This is a genomic window from Sinobaca sp. H24 (genome assembly GCF_023845525.1).
Map to the genome: position 1 here is coordinate 1 of NZ_JALBWT010000056.1, position 21,635 is coordinate 21,635.

Annotated in this window: 16 protein-coding genes, 5 pseudogenes and 1 riboswitch; of the genes and pseudogenes, 11 read left to right on the top strand and 10 right to left on the bottom strand. The window is 45.7% G+C overall.

Annotated elements, in window-relative coordinates; all coding sequences use genetic code 11:
- Positions 1–197: pseudogene (locus MMY81_RS31425) on the top strand (hypothetical protein); the annotation flags it as partial.
- A gap of 75 nt (positions 198–272) precedes the next feature.
- Here MMY81_RS31425 and MMY81_RS31430 read toward each other — a convergent pair.
- A pseudogene (locus tag MMY81_RS31430) lies at positions 273–1,437 on the bottom strand (M20 family metallopeptidase).
- 207 nt (positions 1,438–1,644) lie between these two features.
- Here MMY81_RS31430 and MMY81_RS31435 point away from each other — a divergent pair.
- Positions 1,645–3,750 (top strand): ATP-dependent helicase, encoded by a 2,106-nt coding sequence (locus MMY81_RS31435; protein WP_252315915.1) that lies wholly within the window; start codon positions 1,645–1,647, stop codon positions 3,748–3,750.
- A complete protein-coding gene (locus tag MMY81_RS31440) occupies positions 3,720–3,914 on the top strand; it encodes a cold-inducible protein YdjO-related protein (RefSeq protein ID WP_252315916.1) in 195 nt (64 codons plus the stop codon). Before MMY81_RS31435 ends, MMY81_RS31440 begins: the two co-directional genes overlap by 31 nt.
- Before the next feature lie 82 nt (positions 3,915–3,996).
- Here the strand turns inward: MMY81_RS31440 and MMY81_RS31445 are convergent.
- Positions 3,997–5,707: pseudogene (locus tag MMY81_RS31445) on the bottom strand (pyruvate oxidase).
- A gap of 93 nt (positions 5,708–5,800) precedes the next feature.
- Positions 5,801–6,760, bottom strand: a complete 960-nt coding sequence (gene corA, locus MMY81_RS31450; RefSeq protein WP_252315917.1) for a magnesium/cobalt transporter CorA — start codon at positions 6,758–6,760, stop codon at positions 5,801–5,803.
- 123 nt (positions 6,761–6,883) lie between these two features.
- Positions 6,884–6,986: riboswitch (TPP riboswitch) on the top strand.
- 74 nt (positions 6,987–7,060) lie between these two features.
- On the opposite strand from corA, the gene MMY81_RS31455 reads away from it, so the two are divergent.
- Both MMY81_RS31455 and tenA read left to right on the top strand, forming a co-directional pair.
- Complete coding sequence (locus MMY81_RS31455) at positions 7,061–8,341, top strand: acetylornithine deacetylase (protein ID WP_308215544.1); 1,281 nt, start codon at positions 7,061–7,063, stop codon at positions 8,339–8,341.
- Positions 8,342–8,343: 2 nt separating this feature from the next.
- Positions 8,344–9,012 carry a thiaminase II gene (gene tenA / locus MMY81_RS31460; RefSeq protein WP_252315918.1) on the top strand — a complete coding sequence of 223 codons (669 nt, stop codon included), beginning with the start codon at positions 8,344–8,346 and terminating at the stop codon, positions 9,010–9,012.
- 41 nt (positions 9,013–9,053) lie between these two features.
- On the opposite strand, the gene egtD is transcribed toward tenA, so the two are convergent.
- From egtD to egtB, 3 genes and pseudogenes are all read right to left on the bottom strand, one after another.
- Complete coding sequence (gene egtD, locus MMY81_RS31465) at positions 9,054–10,022, bottom strand: L-histidine N(alpha)-methyltransferase (RefSeq protein ID WP_252315919.1); 969 nt, start codon at positions 10,020–10,022, stop codon at positions 9,054–9,056.
- Positions 10,023–10,193, bottom strand: a pseudogene (locus MMY81_RS34740) (ergothioneine biosynthesis protein EgtB); the annotation flags it as partial.
- 107 nt (positions 10,194–10,300) lie between these two features.
- Complete coding sequence (egtB, locus tag MMY81_RS31470) at positions 10,301–11,269, bottom strand: ergothioneine biosynthesis protein EgtB (protein WP_308215546.1); 969 nt, start codon at positions 11,267–11,269, stop codon at positions 10,301–10,303.
- A 147-nt stretch (positions 11,270–11,416) separates the two neighbouring features.
- Between egtB and MMY81_RS31475 the strand changes: the two genes are divergently transcribed.
- Complete coding sequence (locus MMY81_RS31475; protein WP_252315920.1) at positions 11,417–12,325, top strand: alpha/beta hydrolase; 909 nt, start codon at positions 11,417–11,419, stop codon at positions 12,323–12,325.
- 12 nt (positions 12,326–12,337) lie between these two features.
- Entirely contained in the window at positions 12,338–12,796 is a 459-nt protein-coding gene (locus tag MMY81_RS31480) for a flavin reductase family protein (RefSeq protein WP_120192835.1), read from the top strand.
- Positions 12,797–12,869: 73 nt separating this feature from the next.
- Here the strand turns inward: MMY81_RS31480 and MMY81_RS31485 are convergent.
- From MMY81_RS31485 to MMY81_RS31495, 3 genes and pseudogenes are all read right to left on the bottom strand, one after another.
- Positions 12,870–13,740, bottom strand: a pseudogene (locus MMY81_RS31485) (DMT family transporter).
- Positions 13,741–13,858: 118 nt separating this feature from the next.
- Positions 13,859–15,349, bottom strand: coding sequence for a potassium/proton antiporter (locus MMY81_RS31490; protein WP_308215545.1), 1,491 nt, complete (start codon positions 15,347–15,349; stop codon positions 13,859–13,861).
- Between the two features lie 81 nt (positions 15,350–15,430).
- Complete coding sequence (locus tag MMY81_RS31495; RefSeq protein ID WP_252315921.1) at positions 15,431–16,318, bottom strand: amidase; 888 nt, start codon at positions 16,316–16,318, stop codon at positions 15,431–15,433.
- A gap of 88 nt (positions 16,319–16,406) precedes the next feature.
- Between MMY81_RS31495 and MMY81_RS31500 the strand changes: the two genes are divergently transcribed.
- Positions 16,407–17,462, top strand: a complete 1,056-nt coding sequence (locus tag MMY81_RS31500) for a potassium channel family protein (protein ID WP_252315922.1) — start codon at positions 16,407–16,409, stop codon at positions 17,460–17,462.
- Between the two features lie 21 nt (positions 17,463–17,483).
- Here the strand turns inward: MMY81_RS31500 and MMY81_RS31505 are convergent, their stop codons facing one another.
- Positions 17,484–18,461, bottom strand: a complete 978-nt coding sequence (locus MMY81_RS31505; protein WP_252315923.1) for a zinc-binding dehydrogenase — start codon at positions 18,459–18,461, stop codon at positions 17,484–17,486.
- A gap of 182 nt (positions 18,462–18,643) precedes the next feature.
- Between MMY81_RS31505 and htpX the strand changes: the two genes are divergently transcribed.
- The 3 genes from htpX to MMY81_RS34745 all read left to right on the top strand — a co-directional run bounded on the left by htpX (position 18,644) and on the right by MMY81_RS34745 (position 21,355).
- Positions 18,644–19,543 (top strand): protease HtpX, encoded by a 900-nt coding sequence (htpX, locus tag MMY81_RS31510; protein ID WP_252315924.1) that lies wholly within the window; start codon positions 18,644–18,646, stop codon positions 19,541–19,543.
- Positions 19,544–19,669: 126 nt separating this feature from the next.
- Entirely contained in the window at positions 19,670–20,221 is a 552-nt protein-coding gene (locus MMY81_RS31515) for a copper resistance CopC family protein (protein WP_252315925.1), read from the top strand.
- Entirely contained in the window at positions 20,222–21,355 is a 1,134-nt protein-coding gene (locus MMY81_RS34745) for a copper resistance D family protein (RefSeq protein ID WP_252315926.1), read from the top strand.
- Positions 21,356–21,635: the final 280 nt, after the last annotated feature.

Consider the following 21,635-nt stretch of genomic DNA (forward strand, 5'->3'; position numbering starts at 1 on the left):
GCAATATTGCCGCCCTTATTACATTATCAGCTTTGACTCGGTCCATTTTATTTATGGAATTACCATGGGGCTGGCGATGGTGGCCGGTGCGTACATGGGGTGTGAATTTCGCTATAAAAAAAGGGGCCGCCTACGTGAAGCTGCTGTTTGTGATCGTCACTCTTCTGCTGATTGCGGTTAATATTTGGAGTATATGACGGCTTCTTAATAGCTGGAATGGAAATTAGAAAATAAGAGACCCATCGCCTGCATAGGTGATGGGGTTTGTTGTTTTAACCGTGCTGTTTTTTAAATTCATCTTTGACTTTCCCGAGCAGGTCCGGCTGATCGATCAGATCAAGCGCGGTCATAGCCATTGCCTGTGTCCTGTAAGCATAGAGTCAAATCCGCGCCGGCTTCTGGCGGCCTGTTCAAAGCCCGGTGTGTGGCAGGCGAAGCCTTCGTCTGTAATTTGAATAAACGGATGGATGGAAGGCACCACTTGGCTGACATTCCCCATATCAAGCGATCCACCGCCGTCTTTCTGCTCCTGAACTGCTGAGGCATCTACTCCTGCTTCGATGAGACGGGAAGTAAAGAGAGAGGAGAGCGCTTCATTGGTGGTCATATCATCATAGGAAAATTCGTAGTTGGAAACAGCAAGCGTTGTTCCTGCTGCAAGAGAAGCACCCCGAGCGCAGTTTTTCACCTTTTCGGTAATCTCATCGAGGTCGCGTCTTCTGGCAGCCCTTATATAAAAACGGGCTTCGGCGTAATCAGGAACAATATTGGCCGCTTCCCCGCCTTCTGTAATAATTCCGTGAATCCGAACGTCAGCGGGAACATGCTGACGAAGAGCATTAATACTGTTGAACGTTTGGATCACCGCATCAAGGGCATTGATTCCTTCTTCAGGAGAAGCCGCCGCATGGCTGGATTTTCCTTTAAAAGAAAACTGGACGGCATCCATTGCAAGAGATGTTCCGCTTTTTTCATAATGACTGTAAGGATGAATCATCATTGCAGCATTCAGATGATCAAAGACGCCGTTTTCGGAGAATGGTACCTTGGCCCCTTTGGTTTCTTCAGCAGGGGTGCCGTATACATAAAGAGATCCTGATTTTTCATCTATCGTTTTACTTGCAGCAACAGCCGCTGCCACGGCCATTGTGCCGATTAAATTATGACCGCAGGCGTGACCCAGCCCCGGCAGAGCATCATATTCCGCCATAAATGCTATGTGTGGACCGGGAGAACGACCGTGATATACGGCTTCAAATGCCGTCGGAATGCCGCCTATACCAGTGGTAACATCGAAGCCATGCTTCTGCAGAAGGTCTGCTAAAGCAGCTGAAGCTTTATATTCTTCATGCCCGAGCTCGGGTGGCTTCCTATGTATTCGCTTAATGCATAAAAATCATCTTTCCATTTTTCTAAAGTGTGCGTAACGTCATTCATCCTATGCAGCCTCCTTTCTGTTAGTCTAGCACAGGAAAAGAAAGATCAGCATGTGGAAAGAAATAAAGATATTTCTGCGGAATCAGTGCCGGACATAGGACATGGAGGTTTCATCAGACAGTAATGCCTGCCGGTATCCGGTAAACGTGTGTAGAATGAAGAGTAGCATATTGATATGTCGCATACTAAGTAAAATTTGGTGATAGCATGGAAAATACATCGTTTGAAAAAACACCGTTTGGAATCATCAGCCCTGTCGTTCCTGAAGCAGATCTGGCCCGGGAAGAGTCTGACGCAGAACAGACAGACGGTGGAGAAGAAGATTATTTCTATTTCCGGGCGCTTAAGGAAAAAGGAATTTCCTTAAATCAGTCCCAGACGAAAGCGGTACGGCACGGGGAAGGACCTTTTCTTGCTCTGGCCGGGGCCGGTTCCGGAAAAACCTCCGTACTTGTCTGCCGGACGGGTTACCTGCTGGCTGTCCGGAAGATACCGGCTGCGCATATACTGCTTGTAACATTTACGAAAAAAGCAGCGGAGGAAATGAAAGAACGAATCGCTGCACTGCCCGGCATTTCCGCGCAGGCTGTAAGGCAGCTTCAGGTCCGGACGTTTCATTCTTTTTTTCTGCAGCTGCTTCGGGGGCAGGGATACGATCAGAAGATGATTACCAGCGAGCGGTTCAAACATATTATCATTAAAAAGAAGCTGAAAGAAGCAGGGTTTGACGGAAAATACCAGCCGGAAACCCTGCTGTCCCTCTATTCTTCCTACCGGATGAATAACCTTTCCCTGGCAGAAATGCCTGCGGAAAACCCAATGGAAATCGAGCAGAAAGGGGTTTTCCGCAGATATGAAGCCTGGAAAAAAGAAGAACACCAGCTGGATTTTGATGATATTCTCTGCCATGCGTATGAGCTGCTCTGCGAATCAGAAACCCTTCTGAGAAAAATGCAGGAACGATTTAAATACATTATGGTGGATGAATTTCAGGACACGAATCCGCTGCAGTATGAAATGATGAAGATGCTGTCTGCATCACACAAGAATTTATTTGTAGCAGGCGATGATGATCAAACAATCTATTCGTTTAATGGGGCGCAGAGTGAAATCATTCTGGAGTTTGATAAGGAATTTCCAACAGCAGAAATGGCCACCCTTGATGTGAATTACAGATCCACGTCACCCATTACAGGATTGGGAAACGAAGTCATACGCCTTAACACAAACCGCCGGGAAAAAACACTTAAATCAACAGTGATGTCTCAAACATATCCGCTTTATTTCCGGGCGGAAACGACGGATGAAGAAGCAAAGCTTGCAGCGGCGGATATTCTTCATAAAGTTCAGAACGACGGCCGTTCTTATGCAGATTTTGCAGTTCTTCACCGTACGGCCAGTGTGAGCCGGGCTATGTTCGAACAGCTTACGCTCCATCAAATTCCTTTTTTATCTTTCACGACAGTTGATCAAATGTTTTATAACCAGTGGCCGATTAAAGCGGTGATGGATCATCTGCGGCTTGCCTTAAACCCCTACTATAACGAAGCACTGCCGGAGGTGCTACCCACGTTATTTATTAACAGGGAAAAAGGCATGCTTCATATTAAAAGACTGGAAGCTGTCGGAGAACAGGCGGAGCCGCTTGAACTGCTTCAATCCCTTGGCGGTCTGCGCACTTTCCAGGTAGGTAAACTGCAGGAAAGGGAGCGGCTGCTCAAGCAGCTGAAGCCGATGAAGCCTAAACAGGCGATCAAGAAAATGCGCGAAGCTTTTTATGATACGTACCTGGAAGCCAACGAAGCACAGGCGGAAACGATGCATAAAGAAGGCGTGAAAGAGACGCTGGACGAACTGGAATCGTCCGCCGGCCGTTTTGATTCTGTTCTGGCCTTTGTATCGTTTGTAGATGATATGGTGGAAATGTATAAAGGCATGCAGAAAAAAACACAGGCCGCTAAAACAGATGCCGTATCCCTTATGACCATACATCGGGCAAAAGGTCTGGAATTTCCGGTTGTCTATTTAATTGGAGCATCGGAGACGATACTGCCGCATAGCTCGGCGCTCAAGGCTTCCGGGAGTAAAGACTTTATAAAGAAAAGCAATGAAAGTGAAGAAAAAGCATTAGAGGAGGAACGGCGCTTAGCTTATGTCGCTATTACCAGGGCAAAAGAAGAGTTGTATATCGGTTCCCCCGCCCAATACCGCGGAAAAGCTGTGGAAGTATCCCGCTTTTTTTTAGATGCTTTCCCACACGCAACGCAAAAAGGAGCCAGCCCATGGAACAGTTGCCGGAAGAAAGAAAAATAGTAAAAGCATGGTTATGCACAAATGAGGATTGTATCGTATGGGTGAAAATTCAAACCCAGGAAGACGATACGCTTCAGGAAAAAACATGCCCCATCTGTAAATCAAAAATGGAAAAAGGCGAAAAAGAAGTAATTATCGCGCAAAGAAGAAACGGCAGAAGGTAATAAGAAAGGCGGAGACATCCGTTAAGCCCCAAAGCTCCTGGAGCTTCTCCATGATATTAAAAAAGAAAAGCCTAAAGCGGAATTACAGCCGCTTTAGGCCTTTTTTGATAGGTGGGATAGTAGTGGAGCCTTTGGAAAACATGCTTTTGATCATATACTGTCCGTAGTGGATGCCCTGTTGATAGGAAACTTTTCCCGGAAGCGGCGGAAGGTTTTCTACATGTGCGTCAATCACGACCGGTACGTCACTGGAGGCAGCCAGCTTCAAAGCATGCCTGAGCTCTTCCCGGGAATCAGCCGTATAGCCAATTCCACCGCAGGCCCGGGCAAATTCAGCGTAATCAATGTCGCTTATATCTGTCGCTTCAGGCTGATTTCCCATAGCCTGCTGCTCAAATTCAATCATCGAAATTTTTTCGTTATTAAATACGACCATGATAATGGGAAGCTTATACTTCACAGCCGTAGCAAAATCCTGCATTCCCATCGAAAAGCCGCCGTCTCCGACAATGCCGATAACCTGGCGGTCCGGAAAAGCCAGTTTTGCAGCGATAGCTCCGGGAAGAGAGCACCCCATTGTGGCAAGCCAGGAAGAGAGGATCATTTTCTGCTTTTTCAGGCGTAGATAGCGGGCAGTCCAGACCGTAACGCTTCCGACATCCAGGGAAATAACAGCATCATCTTCCAGGATGTTCTGAATTTCAGCAATAGCCTGCTGGGGTTGAAGAAGCTCTGTTTCTTTATCGATATCCTGTTGAAGCTCCTCATTCCAGTTTTCCCGCTTTTTTATATAGGTCTGGAGGAAATCGTCGTTTTTTTCTTCAAGCCCATTCGTAAACCAGGGAAGAATCGAACGTAGGTCCCCTACCAGGCCGACACGGGACGGATAGTATTTCCCTATTACAGAAGGATCGATGTCAATCTGGACGGCAGGTGTGTTTTCCGGAAGAAACTCCCGGTAGGGAAATGCGGTTCCGAGCAAAAGCAGCAGATCGGCTTCCTGGATGGCGTCATAAGAAGGCTTTGTCCCGAGCTGCCCGAGCTGTCCCATATTCTGTGGATGATCATCCGGTATCATTCCTTTAGCAGGAAGGGAAACAATGATAGGAGCTTTGATTTTTTGCGAAAGCCAATACTTCTTCGGCAGCATCTTCCGCGCCTTTGCCGACAAGAATTGCTGGCTTTTTTGATTCATGCATATATGTTACTGCTTCTTTGAGGTCTTTTTCCTCCGGACGGATGATAGGAGAAGAATAGATAGCAGACGTCAGAGCTTCTTTTGATTTGACCTTCTGGGCGAATAAATCGTCCGGGACGATAAGAACAGCAGGCCCCTTTTCTGCGTAAGCGGTCCGGATAGCCTGATTGAGCAGATCCGGAAGCTGCTCTGCCGTTTGAACGCGGCGGTTGAATACCGCAGCGTCTTCAAACATTGCTTCAAGTTTGAGTTCCTGAAAATTATCTGTCCCCACAAGTGTACTGCTTATCTGTCCTACTATGGCAAGAACAGGGGCTTTATCTTTTTTGGCATCATATAAGCCGTTCTGCAGGTGGACGGCACCCGGTCCTGCAATGGACAAACAAACGCCGATTTGATGAGTAAGCTTGGCATGGGCAGAGGCCGCAAGTGCTCCTGTTTCCTCGTGCCGTATTTGAATAAAACGAATTTCCTGCTGTTTACGAAGTTCCTCCATAAACTCATTAATAGAATCTCCCGGCATCCCGAAAATCCGGTCAATCTTCCATTCTTTTAAAAGATCAATTACGTGTTCACCGGCTGTTTGTTCGAGCATTGGAAATTCCCCCGTTTCGTATTAGTGTATAAGTTAAATGTTTCCCTGTTCCCGGACTCTTAAACAAATACTTTCCCCCTGATACGGGTGTGGTTATTTAAATATGTTAAACCAGCCTTTCCATTTAAACAAAAGCAGCAGGACGCCGGCCATAACGGCCATGACCGCAAGCGTAATAAAGTAGCCGTTATCGGCCGTGAGTTCGGGCATGTTGGTAAAATTCATTCCGTATAATCCAGCAATAAAGGTCAAGGGAATAAAAATAGTAGATACAATGGTCAGCGTCATCATAATTTCGTTCATTCGATTTGAGTTGATCGTCTGATAGTTGTCCCGCATATCAGAAGTCATTTCCCGGTTGGACTGAATAAGCTCGGTCTGCTTTAGTAAGTGATCATACACATCCCGGTAGTAAGCTTTGTGCTCTGTGATAAGGTCGAGGCGCAGGTCGAGCATCCGGTAAAGCAGATCCCGCATAGGGACAATCGTCCGGCGGAGCTGCAGCAGATCCCCGCGGATATCGAATACTTCATCAATTAAATCTCTGTACGTTTTGTCCGCATCTTTTTCTTCAATTTCATTGAGGCGGTCTTCCATCTGGTAAAGAGGTGGAAAATAGTCATCAACAATTTTGTCAATAACGGAATAGATAATATAATAAGCTCCGTTTTGCCGGAAATCCGCAGACGTTCGTGCTTTTTCCCAAATAGCATCTATTTCAGGTGAGGCACTTAAATGAAACGTTACTACATAATTTCTGCCGGAAAAAATATCGACTTCTTTTTTAGCAAATGTATCTTTCTGCAGAGAATGCATCACAAAAAACTCAAAATCCTCATAGTGATCGTATTTCGGACGCTGCATGGAATGAAAGCAGTCTTCTACAGCCAGTGGATGAAAGGCAAAATCCGTTTCCAGGCGGGACGCTTCTTGAGTGGAAGGGTCCCGGAAGTCAGCCCAGAACCATTTAATAGTTTGATCAGCAAGCAGTACAGCAACATCTTCATTTTCAATAAATTCATTATGTATCGTAACAGCGAGAGTGCGAATCATTTTTGTACTCCTTTCAAAGTCTTACCCAACGTTTATTAATAGCCTATTTGCCGCGTGGTCAAACATGAGGTTGTATGAAAGCGCAATCTGTGATTTACTAAAAGACATAAATGAATAGCACTGCATTACTTCTAGGGGAGCTTTGTAAGCTGAGAAAAGGAAACGTCCTTGACCCTTATTACCTGATCTGGCTGATACCAGCGGAGGGAAGAAGCTGAAGACTAACCTGACGTCTCTGCTTCTTCTTCCCGGAAGAGGCTTTTTTTATTTGAGTAATCACTTAATGAGGAGGCAGAGAAAGTGACGGACATATCCAGATTATTAACACATATGGAGGAAAGACAGGAAGATCTTCTCGACCTGGTAAAAACGCTGGTATCATACGAAACGCCGGCGCCGCCGGCAAGAAACACAGCGGAAATTCAGTCATTTATTGCATCTTATTTGGAGAAGGCAGGATATGAGATAGACAGCTGGGACGTTTACCCGGGAGATCCCAACGTAGTAGCGACGAAAAAAGGAACCGATTCAGCCGGATATCACAGTCTTATTCTAAACGGACATGTGGATACAGCTGAAGTAGAAGGATCAGAATGGAAAACAGATCCTTATCGGGCCGAAATCGAAAACGGCTGGATTCAAGGGCGGGGTACGGCTGATATGAAAGGAGGTCTGGCAGGAGCCTTATTTGTTATCCGTATGTTTCATGAACTGGGAATAGAACTGCCGGGTGACCTTATGCTGCAGTCAGTGATCGGAGAGGAAGTAGGTGAAGCGGGAACACTTGCGTGCTGCCGGCGCGGTTATAAAGCGGATTATGCGCTTGTTGTTGATACCAGCGATCTGCATATACAAGGGCAGGGCGGAGTGATTACCGGATGGATAACGATTAAAAGCCCGGATACATTTCACGATGCGATGAGACGGAATATGATTCATGCCGGAGGTGCAGTGAAGGGAGCCAGTGCGATTGAGAAAATGATGGTCATTATTCAAGGGCTGCAGACTTTGGAAAGGCAGTGGGCTGTGGAAAAAAGTTATCCGGGCCTGCCGGCAGGAGCGAACACGATTAACCCTGCTGTTATTGAAGGAGGAAGACATGCAGCTTTTATAGCAGATGAATGCCGGCTCTGGGTGACCGTTCATTTTTATCCGGATGAAACACATGAATCTGCAGCAGCAGAAGTAGAGGAGCATATACGTAATGTTGCTTTGGGAGACCCCTGGCTCCGACATCATCCTCCCGAATTTACATGGGGCGGCACCTCCATGATTGAAGAAAGAGGAGAAATTTTCCCTTCTCTTTCGGTTGATAAGGAACACCCTGGAACAAAACTGCTGGCCCAGGCTTTTGAAAAAATGGCCGGCGAAAAAGCCGATCTCGATGTTTCTCCTACCGTGACAGATGGAGGATGGCTTGGTGAAGCCGGCATACCAACTGCCATTTTTGGGCCTGGAACGCTTGCCAACGCTCACGCTGTGAACGAAAGGCTTTCGATCGATCAATTAGTAACATTTACAAACACGCTCGCCGTTTATGTATATGAATGGCTGCATTCAGAAAAAAAGAAGGAGGAATAGAAATGTCATTCAGCCGTACGCTTCAGCAAAAACTACAGCCGATCTGGAGAAAAAACCACAGTCATCCATTTGTTACTGGAATGGGAGATGGGACGCTGGAAAAAGAAGCCTTTCGCTATTTTATGATCCAGGATTATTTGTATTTAAAAGAATATGCCCGTCTATTTGCGATGGGAACGATGAAGGCCCGGACATTAAAAACGATGGGAGAGTTCGCGGATCTGCTTCAGTCTACGCTCAACGAAGAAATGCAGCTGCACCGGGACTACAGTGCCAGGCTTGATATTACAGAAGAAGAGCTGGAACAGGCCGAGGCAGCTCCCGTGACCTTGGCCTATACGAGGTATATGCTTCATGAGGGGCAGAATGGAGGGCTGGCTGAACTGACGGCGGCTCTGCTCCCATGTATGTGGAGTTACGCAGAAATCGGCCGGGATCTAAGTCGCATTCCAGGAGCAGTTGAGCATGAGCTCTACGGGGAGTGGATACGTACCTACAGCGATCCGGATTTCCTGAAACTCGCAGACTGGTGCATTGATCTGCTGGACGAGCTGGCAGAAGGAAAGCCGCAGCATGAACTCGATAAACTGGAGGAGATTTTCTTAACGACGACCAAGTTCGAATACTTGTTTTGGGACATGGCGTATTATCACAAAAACTGGCCGGTATAACAGAAAAAGAGAAAGCACGATGGGTGCTTTCTCTTTGCTGTTTACGGTCGTTTTAATAAAAATACTCCAAACCATTCCTTTTCATCTGTCCAAAAAGCATCTACGTTTAAATGAGACTGCTTAGCCAGGGCAATAAACTCGGCAATAGAGAATTTATGAGAGTTTTCGGTATGAATGGTCTCTCCCTTGGAAAAATGAAAGGTGTGTTCTTCCAGCGATACCAGCTGTTCTTTACTGCTCTGGAGGTGCATTTCAATTCGTCCGTTTTCCTCAGAATAAAAAGCATGGTGCGTAAACCCGGCTGAATCAATATCAGCTTTCATTTCTTTGTTCATACGTTCCAGAATATTTAAGTTAAATGCTGCCGTAATGCCTGCAGGGTCATTATAAGCATTATGAAGAACAGCAGTATCTTTCTTTAAGTCTACCCCAATCAAAATCTGCCCGTCGTCATGCAGTTCGCCGGCCAGTGATTGAAGAAAAGCGGCGGCCTCTTCTTTTTGAAAGTTGCCGATCGTTGAACCGAGAAAGCAGATGGTTTTATTATTTCCCCGGTCCTGGTGCAGAAAGTCCAGAGTGCTCGTATAATCTGCACATATGCCGGTAACCTCCAAATCCGGATATCGTTCCAGCACTCTTTCTGCGGTATCCTGAAGCGCACTGATCGATATATCCACCGGCTTATAGGAGGCGGGGCTCTTCAAAAAAGGGAGCACCTGATTAATTTTGTCGAAGCTTCCGCTTCCAAGTTCAATAATATGCGCACGGCCGCCTATTGCTTCAGCAATATCAGGACCAAAATCGTGCAGAATATCCATCTCTGTCCGGCTTACGTAATATTCCGGCAGCTTCGTAATGGCGTTGAATAATGAACTTCCCGTTTTATCGTAAAAATGCTTGGCCGGCAGAGCCTTATGGGTTTTTTCGAAACCGGCAATTACATCTTCTTTAAAAGATGACACATCAGGCTGCAGGTCAACCAGCGTATAAGGAAGATTTGTTTTTTTCATTTATTCATCCTTTGCAAGGCGGATGCCGCTGAACTGCCAGCGTTTTTCAGGAGGGAAAAAATTCCGGTACGTCGAGCGGATATGAGACTGCGGTGTTGCACAGGATCCTCCGCGCAGCACCATCTGGTTACTCATAAATTTGGCGTTGTATTCTCCAAGAGCCCCCTCAAGCGGCCGGTTATTGGGATAAGGAGCGTAAGGACTTCTGGTCCATTCCCATACGTTTCCATAAACATGCTCCGGCTTATCAACCGGGGCAGGATGGTACGTTTCTGCTTCTACAAAATGTCCCTCTGTAGAATATCCGCTGAACGCGTGCTCCCATTCCTGTTCTGTAGGGAGGCGGAAGCCTGCCCATCGGGAAAGGCGTCTGCTTCATAATAGCTGATGTGGGTGACGGGTTCTTCCGGATTCACCTTCTTAAGCCCCTGCAGAGAGTAGGCGTACCATTCGCCCTCATGCTTTTCCCAGTATAAGGGAGCTTCCCACTGCTCCTGTTTAACGATAGACCAGCCTTCGGACAGCCAGTATCCGGCCTCTTTGTAGCCGCCGTCTTCAATGAAATTCATGTATTCTCTGTTTGTTACGGGAACGGTCGCGATCGAAAATGGATGGATCCAGTATTTATGAACTGGACGTTCATTATCAAAAGAAAAATGAATATTATTCGTGCCTATTTCTGTCAGTCCCTCCTCAAATGTCAGCCATTCCCTCGGTGCAGCGGTCGTTTCTGAAAAATGCTCCGGTATAATAGCAGGATTTGTCGGATTGATCGAGAAGTTGTACTTAGTGTCTGTAATAAGCAGCTCCTGGTGCTGCTGTTCGTGCTGCAGACCTACTTCCATCAGATCAGCAATTTCTTCTGTTAAAGGAGTGTTCTGTAAAAAAGCTTCCACCTGCTGCTCTACGTAGTCACGATAAGCAAAGGTTTCCGCTACAGTGGGCCGCGAAATCAGCCCGCGCTGTGACTTGGGGAAAATCTTTCCCTGTGTTTCATAATAGGAGTTATAAAGAGCGTTGGAATCCTTGGAAAATTCTTCATAGTTTTCAGCATGATTTTTCAATATAAACTGTTCAAAAAACCAAGTTGTATGGGCTAAGTGCCATTTTGCGGGACTCACGTCTGGAGATGCCTGCATCATATAATCCTCCGTTTCCAGAGGGGTGGTAATGTGAAGCGTTTGTCTGCGGATTGTCCGGAAATTTTCCAGAAGCTTTTCAACAGCAGCTGAAGCAGTGTATTCGATGGGGAAAACCTCCTAAAAAAATTTTACTTATCTCATACCTTCTTTTTGATGGAACGAAACCTGCAGAACCGTCAGAATAATAGAATGTTAGAATTCATTATAGAGAGGGTACATAATGATATACGTCAAATAACATGGAGCGGTAAAATGATAAATACCTGGCAGGCTAAAGCAATTAGAAAAAAAGCTTCTTTTAAAAAACGCCCTTCTACAATAAATATTCAGGCGGTCGCCTCCGCTGAAAAACGATTGATTTCTACAACAGGACGGCTTACTCCTGTAACTTTTTATTATCCGGTAACATCGGGAACAGCAAAACTTCCTATTTACATAAACCTGCATGGAGGCGGGTTTGTACATGGAGATGCTTCTCAGGACGATCCTTACTGCAGATATATAGCAAATGAAGCTTCTTGTCTGGTAGTGAATATCAATTATGCGAAAGCGCCGGAATCTCCATTCCCGGCAGCGCTGGAAGAAAGTTATGAAGTAATAAAATGGGTGGTTGACCACGCCGAAAGCCTCGGTGCTGATAAAGACCGGCTGGCTGTCGGAGGTCAGAGCGCAGGGGGTAACCTGGCTGCAGCGCTTACCCTGCTGGCAGCTATCAGGAAAGAATTTTCTTTTTCAAAACAGATTCTTAATTATCCAGTGCTGGATTTGGTAACGCCAGCCGAAGAGAAGCCTGTACTTGATGAAAATCGGGTCATCCCGGCTAAACAGATGACTTTTTATAATAACTGCTACGTGCTGGATAAGGAAAGTGCTAAAAATCCACTTGCCTCTCCTATCATGGCGGAAAATATGAATGGTGTTCCGCCGGCACTGGTTATTACCGCAGAGTATGATTCCCTGGCAGAAGAAGCAGAGCTGTATGCTGCTAAGCTTACCAAACATGGAATCGAAGCCGAGCACAGGCGTTTTGACGGGTGTGAGCATGCGTTTACCCATGACGGCCCGAACAGGCAGGCAGAAGAAGCATGGGAACTTATTGCCGGTTCACTAAAAACATCCCTGCATACCAATGAACCAGCTTCATCATCTACTACTAAATAAGGAGTGAAGAAAATGGACGATCGTTTATTTAAATCCGCCATGGGCAAATTTGCCTCCGGCGTAACCGTAATTACAACAGAAACAGACGAAATATATGGAATGACAGCCAACGCTTTTATGTCGGTATCCCTTGATCCAAAGCTGGTAGTTGTTTCGGTGTCTAAAAATGCTACCTGCCACGAAAAGATCAAAGAAGCCGGAACCTTTTCGGTTAGTATTCTTTCGCAGGAGCAGGAGAAATATTCCATGTACTTTGCCAGACAGCTCAAAGAAGATATAGAAGTATCTTTCGAACGCTTTGAAGGCCAGCCTATTATTGAGGACTCTTTGGCGAGCCTGGTCTGCAGAGTGCATTCCACCCACGAGACAGGGGATCACACATTGTTTGTTGGAGAAGTGATTAACCTTCAAGTACAGGACGGAGATCCGTTGCTGTATTTTGAAGGAAAATACAATAAATTTGCTGAGTAAATAAAAGCAGCTGTGTAAAAAATCCTGCTGACACAAAAGCTGGGCCCGGAGATTTTCTCCGGACCCAGCTTTTTTAGTTTGAAGTTTTTACACTCACTACGGTAACAGTAACCAGAATGAGCGCCATTCCGAGAAGCTGAACGAAAGTTAAATGATCACCAAGCAGCAGCACACCGAATAAAGAGGCGGTTACCGGCTCAACCATCGCAACCATTGAGGCTTTTGCAGGAGTCGTTAAGCGAATTCCGATTACATATAAGATAAAAGAAATTCCGGCGCCGACAATGCCTAGAAGAAGAAACCAGCCTGTATCATTTGATGTCAGAACAGCGGCAGTTTCGTTCATATCAGCAAATATAAAAAGAATAATGCAAAAAGCAAGAAACGCAATGGTTAACGTAGCCTGGGGTTTCCCAAGAGACGAAGCATTTTTAAATCCAAATATAAAAAAGCGCGTAGGAAAGCCCGGCAGCCAGGCCGGCAGCCACCCCTAAAGCATTGACGGTAAGGGACCCCATATTATAAGCCCCTGTAAGAAGTATAATCCCTATAAGAACCCCGGCAATGCTTCCCCATTTCAGCCAGGTGGAACGTTCCATTCCGAGTATAAAAGAAATAAGAAGAACAAATATTGGTGCTGTATACATTAAGGTAACCGCCACAGCGATACTTGACGCCTGAATACTTACGAAATAAAAGGTGAAATTCCCGGCGACCCCGACTCCTGCAAGCAGAGCCCATATGTAGAAAGAAGTAGAGCGGACCCAGTTGTCTTTAAAACGAAAAAGAACCCACGTAAAAAAACAGATAAAACCAATAATTCCCCGGTAGAGCGAAATAACAATAGGGTCCCAGCCCCGGCTCATTAAAATATCGGCAATACCCCCGGTGATCCCCCAGAATACTGCAGCCAGCATCACTAACCCGACGCCTGCGTATTTCATATTCATAATCTGCCTCCTCAATCGTTGTTTTTATATTTTCATTCATCATTCCTTTTTAGAAAATAGATTCCATTTATCCCATTTTAGAAGAGTAAATGGAACCCTATTATCATTATTTTTATGAAAAACGTTTCTTTTCTTTTTGTCCATCGAGCATCTGCTTTAAATCATGTTTTTTTCTGGTGGCTACGAGAATAAATAACGTATCGCCCGGCTGTATTTCAATGTTGGCATCTGTATTGAGAAGCTCTCCATCGCGGACTAATGCATTAACAACAGATTCTTCCGGAATATTGAGGCTGTTTACATGATGACCGATGATGGCAGAACGCTTGGAAGCTTTGTATTCGACCAGCTTGGCATCTGTTTTTCCAATATTGACGAGCTCCCAGGAGGAATGCTCATCTTTAGTGTCGGGGGCGGTGACTTTTAGTTTATTGGACAAGGGAGCAATAGTTGATCCTTGAATTAAGGCAGAAGTGAGTACGATAAAAAAGACCGTATTAAAAATGATCGAATCGTTATCTACCCCGGCAACGATAGGGAAGGTAGCCAGAATAATCGGGACAGCACCGCGCAGCCCGGCCCAGGATAAGAACAGCCGGTCATTCAGGGAGAAACCGCTTCCTATTGTGGAAAGGAAAACGGCTGCCGGTCTGGCAATAAACATAATGAAAAAAGAAAGCAGGACACCCGTCCATATTACACCCCATGAAAAAATATCTTCCGGGGTGGCAAGCGCCCCAAGGACAATAAACATAACAATCTGGGCCATCCAGGCAAATCCTTCGTGAAAGGTTGTGATGGAATGGCGGTAGGTTAATTCTGAATTGCCAATAACAAGTGCAGCTACGTAAACGGCAAGAAAGCCGCTTGCCAGAGCAAACTGGGCGGAACTGTAAATAATGAACGCAAAAGAAATCGCAAAAATAGGATAAAGTCCGCCTGCATCCATATTAATCTTGTTTACTGCGTAGGAGCCGGCCTTTCCCAAAACCAGTCCAATTAATAATCCGCCGGCCATCTGCCATAAAAAACTTCCGGCCATCAGCGCGTAGCTGGGATCCGGAGAAGTAAGGAGTTCGATAGCAGCCAAAGTAAGAAACACGGCCATTGGATCGTTGGCTCCGGCTTCTCCTTCCATAGAGGCACTAAGATTCGGTTTAATGTTTTTACCCTTCAGCGTAGCAAATACGGCGGCCGCATCAGTAGAGCCTACCAGTGCTCCGAGCAGAAAGGCTTCTGTCATTGTAAGGTCGAGAAGAACATAGGCAAAGCCTGCCAGAAGAAGGGAAGTGAGCAGTACTGTAATAGTTGCCAGCGAGAGAGCAGTGCCGGCAACCGGGCGGATAACCGACCAGTTTGTCTGGATGCCGCCTTCAAATAAAATAATAACAAGAGCGAGAATACCAATGGCCTGCACATATTCTACGTTCCCTAAGGGAAGGATATTTAATCCGCCGGATCCCATAAGCATACCAATTGCGATAAACAATATAAGAGATGGAACACCGAGACGGGTGGAGAATTTGGATACCAGTACCCCGCAGGCAAGCAGCAGGCCGGTAAGAAGAAGAATATAATCACTTAATAAATAACCGCTCAGCACAAAATAGCCTCCTTTTTTTCAGGAAGAAAACAAAAAAAATGCCCGATTACAGGCATTTTTGTAAGATGCTGTCCTTTTGTATTATGGTTTCATATCAATCCACGAATACGTATGGTGCATGGAAAAGCCGTTAAAGCTCCGATAGCCGCTGTAGGCGGAGCGAACCTTTTCCAATTCTGCCTGCATATATGTTTCGCCTTCTTCATAAAAAGTAGTAAAAGATTCAGATGAACCGAGATTCATCGTTTCTACTCCGATGGTTACAGGCGTTGCATATACATTCCCCCAATTCATCTCATTTGAAACCAGAGCAGTGATGCCATTTGGTCCGTCTGCTTTATCCCGGTAGGCCATAATATTAACACCGTCCGCCTGCTTGATGATCCATTCCGCCAGATTGCCTTTTCCGATTTTGTTATTATAGGTTCTTTCATCAAACCAGAAAGGCATATCGGCAAAAAGAGGCAGCCCCATATCGTTGGCGGCTTTTGTGCTGTTTATCATCAACTTTTGATAATTAAATACGCTTTTCTTGTAGTCGGTGTTCCAGGTCGAATGAAGGTAAGGTTCTACATCAAGATGCACTGCCGCAAATTTTTCTGACGGTGCTGCACTGTTCTGATAGGTGTTCAGCCAGGAAAATACAGGAGGCGGAGTTTTGCCGCTGTACCGCTCACCCCAGTCAGAGGCACCGTCAAGCGCATGCACCGCTATTCCGCGATCGCCCGCTTTTTGAATAAAGCTTCGGTAGGAGGAGGATGGGATATTTCGATCAATCTGCAGATAGACGGCTTCGGCTTCTTTGGATTCAAGAAAAGTAAGAATCCGATCGGGTTCGGAAAGCATTCTATTTGTGTCCCACAGCCAGGTGGATAAATAATTACCGTTTGCGTTCACATGCTGCTGAGGCGTAATTGCCACAATAATCACCGCCAGTAAAATAGTTAAGATGGAAAAAAATCGTTTCATTCATTAGTCCTCCAGTTTTTATGGATATAAGAAGCTGTACCTGCCGGCCAAAAGGATTATGCTATAATTTAGTTAAAAAAGAAAAGGAGTGGATCATATATTTTTCAGCCAGATTTTTGGACGGCTTATTAAAGTAAACAGTAAATTTATTTTCTTGAGTGCCGGTCTTTTAATTGTGTTCAGTTCCTATTTTATTTATTATTTGGAGCCGGAAACGTTCGAGTCCCCCTTTAACGGATTCTGGTGGGTGATGACAACCGTTACGACGGTCGGGTTCGGTGATTATTCTCCTGTTACAGTCGGAGGAAAACTGTACGCTATTTTTCTCTATATAATAGGTATCGGTCTGATCTCGATAGTTATAAGTAAAATCGTCGATTATTTTTACATATATAATCGTAAAAAAGAAGGTGGAAGATTGGATTTTAAAGGAAAAGGACATATCGTGATTATTGACTGGAGCCGAAATGCAGGGCTGGCTATCCAGGAAATTTTACATACAGATAAGCATGTGGACATTGTTATTGTGGATCAGCTGGAGCAGGCTCCTATTCATCATGACCGCGTTCATTATGTAAAAGGCAACCCCATTCATAAAGAAACCCTTGATCAGGCGAATATTAAAGAAGCGAAAGCTGTATTTGTATTTCCGAACGAACTGACAAGAAACGGCGAGTTCATTCATGATCCTTCCTATATCGATGGAAAAACGCTGCTGATTGCGACCAATATTGAACGCCACTATGACTCTATTTATATCATTGTAGAAGTAAAAGAACGCGAGAATATTCATAACTTTACCCACGTTCGAATTGACGAATTTATTTTGTCCTCAGAGATGGTAGCCCAGCTGGCGGTTCGTTCAGCTTTCAGCCCCGGCACATCAAGGCTGGTATCGCAGCTACTTTCGAAAAATTACGGGGATGATTTGTATGAAATATCAAAGCGTCCGGAATGGAACACGTATCGGGAGGCCTTTAAAGAACTGCTTCATGAGGGAGCTACGCTCGTATCGGACGGACAGGACTTCCACATTAACCAGAAGCTGGATGAAAAGATTGGCGAAGAGGCCCGGCTGTTTGTAATCTGCAGTGAGAAAACATATGATCAGATCAATAAAAGAAAAAAGCAGAAAAACCGCTGACGGTTTTTCTGCTTTTGTTTATTACAGGGCTGCTACGATTTTACCTCGGACATGCCCGTCTTTTATACGGTGAAGAGCAGATGCCGTTTCTTCCAGCGAAACAACTTCCAGCGGAAGCGGTTTGATTTTGCCCTGCGAGGCGATGGCGCCAAGCTCTCTGGCCATGCGGCCGAGATCGGCACGCTGTTCGAGATCATCAGACCGGTACACAAAGCCAAGCGCTACTTCATGAAAAGAAGGAGCCAGCGTTTTGGGAGTGTACTGGGTGAAATCCGGCAGCGAAGCGATGCATACAAGATGGCCGTTAAACGCAAGAAAATCGACAGCTTCGGTAGCTGTTTTTTCGCCGATAGTGTCCAGCACGATGTCCACGCCGCGTCCCTTAGTATATTTGTGAATGGCTTCGGTAACATTTTCTGTTTTGTAATCAATGATTTTATGAGCACCCAGTTCTGTTACGTAATCATTGTTCTCCGGAGAACACGTCGTGATGATATGAAGACCGGCGAGTGAGGCAAGCTGAATGGCATATCCGCCCACTCCGCCGGCGCCGGCCTGAATAAGAATAGTCTGTCCTTTCTGTACGGTTACTTTCCGGTACAGGGACTGATAGGCGGTAAGAGCGGCGGTTGGAAGGGAAGCGGCTTCTTCATGACTCCATCCCGAAGGAAGCGGGGCAAGAACTTCAGCAGGGACGGTAACATATTCAGCGAGAGCGCCGTTGTCTGCCATGCTTATGTGGCCGTATACTTCGTCTCCCTCTTTCCAATCGGATAAGCCGGGGGCTACATTATCAATGATGCCGGAAACATCCAGACCCGGTATGTGGGGGAATTCCCATTCGGGCAGTCCATTTTCTGATAGTTTATAATCCACCGGATTGAGGCCCGCTGCTTTTACTTTAATTCGTACTTCCTGTTCCTTTGGTTCAGGTATAGGGAGATCAGTGATTTCCAGATGATCAATACTTCCGGTTTTCGTAAGTGCTAATGCTTTCATTAATAGAGTCCTCCTTAAGTTAATAAAGCTGTTCGGATTTCTGTAAACAGGCGTATACGTACTTACATTCCTTTTTTGAAAAAGAATAAACGAAACAAGCGCAAAGAAAGTGAAACAAATAATTCAGTAGCTTCGTAAAATAGAAGCAGGTATGATGAAGAGAGAAAAAAGGAGTGGAAGTAATGGGAAGAAGAATATTACTATTATTGATTACCAATATTTTAATTATCACTACAATTTCTATCGTAATCGGCATTCTGGGCTTATTCGGTATTAATATTGGAGGCATGATGAGCCCGGACGGAAGCATGAACTTCGTTGCGTTACTGCTGTTTAGTGCTGCGTTTGGTTTTGGCGGTGCTTTAATATCTCTGGCGATTTCACGCTGGATGGCTAAAAAAACGATGGGCGTGAAGGTAATAGATCCGGATCAGCCTCAGTCGCAGGCTGAAAAACAGGTGCTGGAAACCGTTCACACGATGGCAAGAAATGCTGGACTTACGCACATGCCGGAAGTAGGTATTTATAATTCGAAGGAAGTAAATGCTTTTGCTACCGGTCCTTCCAAGAAACGTTCTCTGGTAGCAGTATCGAGTGGACTGCTGCAGACGATGGATAAAACGGCTGTAGAAGGAGTTATTGCCCACGAAGTGGCTCACGTTGCTAATGGCGATATGATTACGATGACGCTTCTGCAGGGTGTAGTAAATACGTTCGTCATCTTCTTTGCCCGCATCGTAGCTTCGGTGGTCGCCAATTTTGTCAAAGACGAAACGCTTCGGATGTTTGTGCGGTTCGGGGCGATCATTGTGTTCCAGATTTTGTTTTCCATTCTGGGAAGTATTGTCGTAATGGCTTTCTCAAGGTACCGGGAGTTTCACGCAGACCGGGGAGGGGCGGATCTGGCCGGCCGCGACAAAATGACCCACGCTCTTCAGTCCCTGAAACAGTATTCCGAACGGGTGGACGACAGCCACGGATCTGTACAGACGCTTAAAATCAATGGCAAGACCTCCATGGCGATGCTGTTTTCTTCCCATCCGCCGCTTGAGGAAAGAATTAGAAGACTGCAGGAAAGATAAACTCAAGAGGGCCCGTGCCAAGCGGGTTCTTTTTTATTAGCTTGTTTTAAATGTCTTTATTTATTCACAGCCATTCCGCCCCAATTCTGTTATAAAGAGAGAGAGTATAATTAAAGGAGAGGTAATATGAAATATATTGGAACAGCTTTTGCGGCTTTTGCTTTATTATGGTTTCCGGCTTCTGCCGAGGCTCATACGTATATGGAGGAATCCACACCGGAAGATGGAGAGACGGTAGAAGAAGATATAAGCGAAATCATTATTTCTTTTGACTCTCCTATTCAGGATTACAACATAGCCGATTTATACGATGAAGAAGGAGAAGCTGTCCTTGGAGAAGTAACGCATGATCCGTTGGAAGAAGTCGCGTTTAATACAGATGAGCCGCTTCCAAACGGAGATTATACCTTTGAGTTTGAAATTATCAGCGAAGACGGTCATATTATCGAGGATACGATTGCCTTTACAGTAGATCAGGAAGAGGATGCCGCTGAAGTGCAGGAGGAAAATAGTTCGGAGGCACAGGAAGAAGCTGCCCCGGAAGAAGAGAGTACAGAAGAGACAGCAGCTGCTGAAACAGAAGAAGACTCCGGCAATCCACTGGTTCTGGCAGGAACCGTCATTTTATTAGTACTTGTGGCAGGAGCTTTATTCTTTTTGATCAGGAGAAAAAAGTAAGTGCTTATTGCTGCAAGCAACGGAATTTTGTACGTTGCGCTTGGAATTCTTATGGGAACCGCCCTGCTGAATATGATTCCAAAAACCAACCGGCCTGAGCTTAAAGTACCCTTTCCGCTCGTGCTGGGAAGTGCCCTGCTTCTTCCTGTGTTGACGTTTCCTTCCCTGCTTGATATTGCCCGGTCTATTTCGTCGGGCCGGGACCGCCTGCTTAGCGAAGCATTGGAAATGGTCGTTTTTTCTTTTCAGATTGGAACCGCCTGGATCTCATTAACGATCGCCTCGGCAGCCCTTGCTTTGTTGATCGTGTTATTTTACAGAAAGAAAAATGCGCATTGGAGTATTTATCTCGCTTCCATGGCGCTTCTTGCTGCAATTATCGGCTTTCAGGCGAGTGTAGGGCATGCTGCCTCGGCTAACAGTCTGATTGGATTTACTACTCATACGATGCACTATCTGGCAGTCAGCGTATGGATCGGGACATTATTTGTGGTCAGCTGGTTTTCCAAAAGCTATGTTAACTGGGAAGGGTTTTTGGAATGGTTTACGCTTATTGCCGTTGGATGCGTAGTGCTTGTAACAATGTCCGGCCTGATTATGTCCCAGCTAATAACGGAATCAATTACCGGCTCCTGGGTGCTGAGCTACGGCCAGGCGTTGTTATTGAAGCATCTGCTTTTTGCGGTTATTTTATTTTTTGCCGTCTTTAATGCGTTTTTCATCAGGGGGCGTTTAAAAAAAGATGCTTCCTTCAGCCCCAGATCCTGGCTTCGCGCAGAGAGCGCTGCCGCGCTGAGCATTCTTGCGGTGACAGCATTTATGACAGAGCAGGAAACGCCCCAGCGGATTGAAAGGCTGCTTCGGGCAGAAGGTCCTTCGCCGCTGTACGCGATGTTATTTGACAGCGGTCCGGCCGGTCCGGCTTCCCCTGTGTTTTCCTTTCATCTTCCGGGATTGGTGCTGATACTAGTCGGCGGCTTATTCGCCTGGCTGACGTACTATTCCATGAAAAAAGAAATGTCTGCCTGGGTTGTGCTTGGCATTTCGCTCTTTTTTGCGATTAGTATGATGCTTGGATTAATGAGCATGATTGGCCTGGAAACGGCTGCGGCTTCTGCAGCCGGCTTGTTTTAAAAAAGGTTATAGATGGCGCATCTGTTCTTTCGGTTCCCGAAAAAAATAGATGCGTCATTTTCTATTTTGCGATAGGCTTGTAGAATAGAAAAAAGAACGGGAGAGAATAAAGATGAGAGAAAATCAACAGGCGGCGGGAGTGGCATTTGCCGGACTGGCTTATGTACTATGGGGATTTCTGCCACTCTATTGGAAAATGCTCGGAGGTGTACCGGCAGGGGAGGTGCTTGCCCACCGGATTGTCTGGTCCCTGATTTTTATGGGAGGCGTGCTGCTTGGT

Bases quoted from the DNA above. Each gene is read 5' to 3' on its own strand.
- MMY81_RS31440 (WP_252315916.1), top strand. From the start codon at position 3,720: ATGGAACAGTTGCCGGAAGAAAGAAAAATAGTAAAAGCATGGTTATGC.
- MMY81_RS31495 (WP_252315921.1), bottom strand. From the start codon at position 16,318: ATGAAACGATTTTTTTCCATCTTAACTATTTTACTGGCGGTGATTATT.
- MMY81_RS31480 (WP_120192835.1), top strand. From the start codon at position 12,338: ATGGACGATCGTTTATTTAAATCCGCCATGGGCAAATTTGCCTCCGGC.
- MMY81_RS31505 (WP_252315923.1), bottom strand. From the start codon at position 18,461: ATGAAAGCATTAGCACTTACGAAAACCGGAAGTATTGATCATCTGGAA.
- egtD (WP_252315919.1), bottom strand. From the start codon at position 10,022: ATGAAAAAAACAAATCTTCCTTATACGCTGGTTGACCTGCAGCCTGAT.
- MMY81_RS31435 (WP_252315915.1), top strand. From the start codon at position 1,645: ATGGAAAATACATCGTTTGAAAAAACACCGTTTGGAATCATCAGCCCT.
- corA (WP_252315917.1), bottom strand. From the start codon at position 6,760: ATGATTCGCACTCTCGCTGTTACGATACATAATGAATTTATTGAAAAT.
- MMY81_RS31475 (WP_252315920.1), top strand. From the start codon at position 11,417: ATGATAAATACCTGGCAGGCTAAAGCAATTAGAAAAAAAGCTTCTTTT.
- MMY81_RS31515 (WP_252315925.1), top strand. From the start codon at position 19,670: ATGAAATATATTGGAACAGCTTTTGCGGCTTTTGCTTTATTATGGTTT.
- tenA (WP_252315918.1), top strand. From the start codon at position 8,344: ATGTCATTCAGCCGTACGCTTCAGCAAAAACTACAGCCGATCTGGAGA.
- htpX (WP_252315924.1), top strand. From the start codon at position 18,644: ATGGGAAGAAGAATATTACTATTATTGATTACCAATATTTTAATTATC.